Annotated in this window: 7 protein-coding genes; all 7 read right to left on the bottom strand. The window is 48.6% G+C overall.

What is annotated here, in order from left to right:
- Positions 1–299: 299 nt before the first annotated feature.
- Positions 300–1,040, bottom strand: coding sequence for an excalibur calcium-binding domain-containing protein (locus AC6R1O_RS13305; protein WP_500657173.1), 741 nt, complete (start codon positions 1,038–1,040; stop codon positions 300–302).
- 95 nt (positions 1,041–1,135) lie between these two features.
- Positions 1,136–2,704, bottom strand: a complete 1,569-nt coding sequence (locus AC6R1O_RS13300) for an autotransporter outer membrane beta-barrel domain-containing protein (RefSeq protein WP_500657172.1) — start codon at positions 2,702–2,704, stop codon at positions 1,136–1,138.
- 43 nt (positions 2,705–2,747) lie between these two features.
- A complete protein-coding gene (locus AC6R1O_RS13295; protein WP_500657171.1) occupies positions 2,748–4,295 on the bottom strand; it encodes an autotransporter outer membrane beta-barrel domain-containing protein in 1,548 nt (515 codons plus the stop codon).
- Positions 4,296–4,398: 103 nt separating this feature from the next.
- A complete protein-coding gene (locus AC6R1O_RS13290) occupies positions 4,399–4,593 on the bottom strand; it encodes a hypothetical protein (protein WP_500657170.1) in 195 nt (64 codons plus the stop codon).
- Between the two features lie 15 nt (positions 4,594–4,608).
- A complete protein-coding gene (locus AC6R1O_RS13285) occupies positions 4,609–5,376 on the bottom strand; it encodes a hypothetical protein (protein ID WP_500657169.1) in 768 nt (255 codons plus the stop codon).
- The gene (locus tag AC6R1O_RS13280) at positions 5,360–5,755 is read right to left on the bottom strand and encodes a hypothetical protein (RefSeq protein WP_500657168.1); all 396 of its coding nucleotides are present in this window, start codon (positions 5,753–5,755) and stop codon (positions 5,360–5,362) included. Before AC6R1O_RS13280 ends, AC6R1O_RS13285 begins: the two co-directional genes overlap by 17 nt.
- 52 nt (positions 5,756–5,807) lie before the next feature.
- Positions 5,808–6,422, bottom strand: a 615-nt coding sequence (locus AC6R1O_RS13275) for a hypothetical protein (protein ID WP_500657167.1), incomplete at its 5' end; no start/stop codon positions are given.

Below are 6,422 nucleotides of genomic sequence, written 5' to 3'. Positions count from 1 at the left end.
CTACAAGCAGCATTATGGTTGAAGTGACTCCATTACACGTTTTCATGATGATCCCCCTCATTGCTGTAGGAAATCAAAAATATAGCATCACATATTTCATTTGTACATGATAATGAGATCGCTTCTCATTATTATATGGAATGGTGATCGGTTTCTTATTCTACGGTCGAACCAGCTATACTGTCCCCCATAACGCAGCGCAATGGGCTGGTGGCGTGTAGTCAAACTTAAAGGCGATGGCCGTCTGACCCCGTTTAAAGGGAAGGTTATGTAAACTCTTGTGCATGACTCAGTACTCTTTATTTTGACTCGCAAACTATACCATCATCATCCGCATCACGCATAAACTGATATGCTGGGTGCCCCTTTGTCACTGGTGCTATTCCATGTGCTCTTGCCTCAGCGCACGTGATTTTTCCATTGCCGTTATCGTCGTACATTGACAGTGGGTCGTCCGTTGTGCCTATGAACGTTGATGATTTTGTGGTTCCAACGGCCTCAGCATGATAAACCATCTCGAAGCTCTCACATCCATCGAGGATAGATTGCAACGCCTTAGCCTCGTTGTGATCAACTGACAAGCTGTACTTTCGTTTTACAAGAACAACGCGATGCGCGAACCAGCATTGGTTCTTCTCTGGCAACCATTCACCGGCATCAAGGCCGCACTTTCCTGTACGCGAACACCGATTCACCTTTGGAGATGCCAGTGTAAGGTTCAATAGGTCACTAGCGAATAGCGCTTTCGCCTGATCTGATTGCTTACACATACCGGAGTCGTGCGCTTCAGATGCTGCAACAATGTGCTCAATGTCGGTCTCTCGAATTGACTCGAAATATGACCCCGTATAAGGACCATAGATACTCCCGTTCATTTGCTCCACAATCTCGTACTCCAACGAAGCAGCATAGGGGTATTGCTTGCTCTTATCATACTCAGCACATCTACTCTCCGCTTCAATTACTAGACCATTCCACATCTCGTTGGCCATGGTGCTGGTACTTACTAAGACAATCACGCTCATCAACACTTTGAACATGGCGACTTTCTCTCTGGTTAATTCAGTATGTGACGATAGTAAAAAAAGCCACCCGCGGTGGCTTTTTTACTACATGTCTGCATTAGGAAACTTCACTATTTGCATTCAAATACGTATTGATAGCAAGTGCCGTTGCTGGGATTGGCGCCACCTTTGGATGCCCAACTCTTATACTTTATTTCCAACCCTAAGAGGCAAGCTTGTCCTGCATAGTTCCCTGCGTCAACTGAGATTGCTCTGTACTGGTCCCACTGGTAGGTAGACCTACAACTTGTGTTACCGTAGCTAGCCGAAGCAGCGTAGTAAATCTGTCTATACGTACCTTTAGCATTACTCGTGGAACCCGCGTTCACCTTCTTCTCTAACGTCGTGACTCTGCTTTGGTTACTCTTACTACGGTCAATTGTCGTGCTTAGCCATTCACTTCGTGCACGATTAAAGCTGTTGTTTGCGTAGACGTTACCACTTGCATCTAAGGTGTTAGTCTTGATTCCACTTCCTCCCACGGTTATGCCCGTAGTAAACGTTTGCTCTCCGTTAAACGTGTTGCTAATGTCGGTGCGAGCGAACCTTGATGCATCTATACCGCCAAGCATGTCGGCGTTGGCTGCGGTATCCGTAATGCCGAGAAAACGGGTATCCAAATCCTGACCTTGGTAATACAGCTTGCCTGCGTTATCGATGACCAAGGCGCCATTACTGTACAAGTTACCACCTAAATTCGTATTTCCCGCAATGGTCACCGAATCTCCAAACAGGGCCGCGCCGTTCACCGTCAGCGTGTTCGCTATCGTCGCATCGTCGAGTGCTGCCAGCGCCGCATTGACCGTGTTAGCGTTCAGCACATTGACATCCGCTTGGTCTAGAGTGGCGGTAGTGCTGGTCAGCGTCGCGAAAGTGGCCACATCCCCGTTTAACGTAGAAATCGCCGCGGTATCGACCGTCGCCATGTCTATGGTGGCCGTATCAATTAGGGCAGTGTCAATGTTGGCATTGGTGAGATTGGCCTGCGTGATGGTGGCGGTACCGATGTTGGCCGTATCACTCGTGAGTTGCGTATTGACCAGCTGACCGATTGTGGCGCTGTTGGCTATCACATTCGACGCATTGAGCTCGTTCAGTCCAGTGATATCGTTATTGTTCATCAGCAGGTCGGTGTACATGGTGTTGAGCTCACCGGTGCCCGATGGGTCTGCAAAGCGTGACAGCGATGAGCGCACAATAGCGGCCGCTTGGGGTACCTCGACGTCCATAGCGATGCGATTCCCCGTTAGCACCCCATTGTTGCGTGCTAATGCAGATTGCAGCGCGTTCTTTGTTCCGGCATCAAGATTCGCTGTGTCTATGTATAGTTGGAACTTTTGCAGAGTTTTGGCGCCGGTGATGTTTCCCATTGGCGTGGTGTAATTACCGGCGTAATAATCACTGATATCGGTCAGTTGTGTTGGCCACGCACCATTATGTGCCACATAGAAATTTTTGAGGGCGGACTGAACAAGCAGCATTTCCTTAATGGTCACTTGAGCCAATTCTTTTTGTCGTGACTGGCTAATCTCAGCTAGGTTACTGTCATTTTGTGCTGCGACCGAGTGCGCGATCAGCATGTTACCTATTAGCGCTAGCGACAAAGCTGTAACTCGCAGTGTGTTGTGTACTATCATCATCGGGTTCCTTTTGTTGTAGCTACAGAAGGGAGGTGAGTAATTATCACTTGCACTGCCATGCCGTATATTTCACTGGGCTCCAGCTAGAGTTTCCTTGCTTAGCTTTGCTAGCGGTAGTCATGCCAATAAGACAGCCCTTTCCTTGTGTAACACCATTTGCAAAGATTACGCCTCCTTTTGTTCCTGAACGATACGAATCATACCAACTGGGTGGATTCTGCGATTGACTATATTGCACCTCTGCTACTTTTCTCCATGTACCCCACTGCGCCATTCCAGACCCAGATTTCAACTGGTTTTCGAGTGCCGAGATGCGACTAGCATTGCTTTTTGATCTGTTAGTCGTAGTGCTCAACCACTCATTTGAAGAGCGAAGTAACACGTTATTGGCATAAACATTACCACTTGCATCAAGGGTGGTCGTTTTAACTCCCGCCCCTCCGACAGTGATCCCATTGTTGAAGTTTTGGTGTTCGACAAAATTGTTGCTTACATCCACTCTTGCAAATCTTGACGCATCTATACCGCCTAGCATGTCGGCGTTAGCCGCGGTATCCGTGATGCCCAGAAAACGGGTATCCAAATCCTGACCTTGGTAATACAGCTTGCCTGCGTTATCGATGACCAAGGCACCATTACTGTACAAGTTACCACCTAAATTCGTATTTCCCGCAATGGTCACCGAATCTCCAAACAGGGCCGCGCCGTTCACCGTCAGCGTGTTCGCTATCGTCGCATCATCGAGTGCTGCCAGCGCCGCATTGACCGTGTTAGCGTTCAGTACATTGACATCCGCTTGGTCTAGAGTGGCGGTAGTGCTGGTCAGCGTCGCAAAAGTGGCCACATCCCCGTTTAACGTAGAAATCGCCGCGGTGTCGATTGTCGCCATGTCGACGGTCGCGGTGTCAATCAGCGCGGTATCGATATTGGCATTGGTGAGATTGGCCTGCGTGATGATAGCGGTACCGATGTTGGCCGTATCACTGGTGAGTTGCGTATTGACCAGCTGACCGATTGTGGCGCTGTTGGCTATCACATTCGACGCATTGAGCTCATTAAGTCCGGCGATGTTGTTGCCGTTCATCAGAAGGTCGGTGTACATGGTGTTGAGCTCACCGGTGCCCGATGGGTCGGCGAAGCGAGACAGAGATGAGCGCACAATAGCGGCAGCTTGGGGTACATCGACGGTCATGATGGCCCTATTGCCAGTCAGAGCGCCATTGTTTTTCGCCAACGCAGTTTGCAGTGCACTTTTGGCGGTTGTATCAAGATTATTGGTGTCAATGTAGAGTTGAAACCCCTGCGTTGTCTTCGCTCCCGTGATGGTTCCCATAGGAGTCGTATAACTACCCGAGTAGTACTCGGTAATGCCGCTTAAGTCTGTTGGCCAAGCTCCAGTGTTCGCTACGTAAAAATTCTTGAGCGCTGACTGTACCAGTAGAAGCTCTTTAATCGTAATTTCAGCCAGTTCTCTTTGTCGATTCTGAGTCTCTTTCGCTTGTGTTTGGCCATCTTGGGCGCTTGCAACAGGCGTTGTCACCATCAAGCCGAACGCTATCAGAATAGGCAGTGTCTTTTTAAGTGTCTTCATGCGATATTCCTAACATTGATCCGTAGTTTGAAATATAGCATATGTGATATTTTCGATCGAATCGAATGTCACTATTTGTTCATAAACTTAATCACCGCTCCCATTAGTGGTTCGTGGTGTCAATCAACACTCTAAGGTGTTCCAAATGGATGGAACGCTGTTCACGTACTAACCGCCTTAATTCTGGCAAGCCATCATGATGCTCAGCGCCGCAATGATCGCACACAAACGCCTGCTTATGCTTCGAATAGGTCGCCTTCTCGTGAGGGCAAATGTGCTCATTGTGATCGTGGGTCACCGCATTCTCCCACCATCATTTAGCCATCCCTAGTGACCCACTTGCTGTTTCCTCTGTTTGGCTATCCCGATTAGTTTGCCCAACCGCCAGAGCTAATTCTTCCGCCAGCTCAACGTCAAGGTCTGCAGCCCACTCGTCAACGTTTGCAACCCAGTCAACCGTTGGAACGTGGATGCCAAAATCCCCCAGTCCCATTTCGGGTCGGCGAATGAACTGCACCTCAAGATCGACATCGAGCTGGTGGATCAATAGCGGTTTGTGTGTTTGCGCGCATACCGCAACATGCTCGACATCCACTTCCGTCGTCTGACATCCGATCGCGTTTAGTAACGCTGCTGCGTTTTTTATACTAGCAATGTGCTCTGGAGCCTCGCGGTGCATTGCAAATAACTCGTGGTCATCCTCATGCAGATCATCAATGTCTATGTACTCTTCAATCGTCAACCCGTTTTCCTCAATAAACTGAAAGGCTCGGTGCACATCTGGGGCAGCTTGGTGCGGCATCAAAAATGGCTGTTGTACGATCAGGAAAAGACGTCCCTGACGTTCTTCTGTAGATTCTACTTCCACTACGTCGTGCACAGTGGGTAGGCTTGCACAGTCTATGCTTCTTGAACGCGCAGCAAACAACGCTTCACTCATAGATTTTGTGGCGCGTACCGCTAGGCCATCAGCGCGCAAGAACGTTTTCCCATAAGAGTCTTGATATACGGGCACCGACTCCACTGCGCCCATTAGTTGATTGACGACTCGGTAGAGTTCGTCATTATTCCACTGGTTCATACTCAAGCTCTCGTTCACATCCTTCGAAATAGCGATACATTGAATGGGTTTGAAGGTCCCCTAAACCGGTGCGATGCGCGTACGTTAAGAGCTCTAACACTTCCCCACGAAGAATGGGTTCTGATTGATGCAGTCCGGTTCGATTCTCTTTGTGAAGAAACGAGCGGCAAACACTCAAAATGTACAATGGGCTTTTGGTGTACGTCGCAATGAAACGAGCCACATAGCGTTGTGTCTGCGCCTTATCCATCGTCCAGTCGGGTTGTGAATCTAAGTCATTGGTAATGTCTTGGACTGCACTCAATGTAATAGGTTTGATCGCCCCAAATAACTGTGGGTAACGGGCTTTAACTAGAATTTCGAAATCATTTGCTTTCATGCTTAATTCCTTGTGATTGGATTTGTCGAAATTAGTGTATCACTGTGCCCAACTACTTAGGGCTAAAACGGTCTACGCCAGTACTTAATTGTTTGTCTACTGCATTTTCGTTGTTCAGTGAATGCGGTTCAAGGTGCGGCTTAGTGACAATTGATGAGAGCAAGCTATCCTCATCACTCAGTTGTTCGATGAAGTTCTGCTCTTGCTCCATGCGCTCGGCAACGGCAAATTCTTTCACTACGACTAACCCGTGAAGTAGGCGCTCTGGTACGTGATCATGCATATGAAAACGCTGAGCTCGGTTATTTTTTAACGTGCGCTCCAAATGCATCTCGAGCTGAAGGTTCATTTGGTCGAACAGAGCAAGCTGCGGCTCCCCCTCCACCAGCTTCACCCCCATATTCAACGCCTTAACGTCCATCGCCATGTTTCCCTGCGTTTCATGATGCCACATGCCATCTTGGATCTGCTGGATAGCTTGGACAAATTCAGGGTTGTTGATCAGTTCGTCACGCACCTCTTCGTTGTAATCGTCGATGTCGTAAGGGTGGTAGATGTCTAGAAACCCATAGTCCAACGTATCCAATGCAGCATTGGCGACCTCCATCCATGGGTGGTCTTGGTCCACGCGCTCTTGGTAGATAAGAAACATGGGCGAGTTCTGCAA

The organism is Vibrio sp. R11-SG3-ISO3-SZ, from assembly GCF_059834345.1.
Note: the sequence above shows the minus strand (reverse complement) of the source record. Positions and strands in the feature narration are given on the sequence as shown.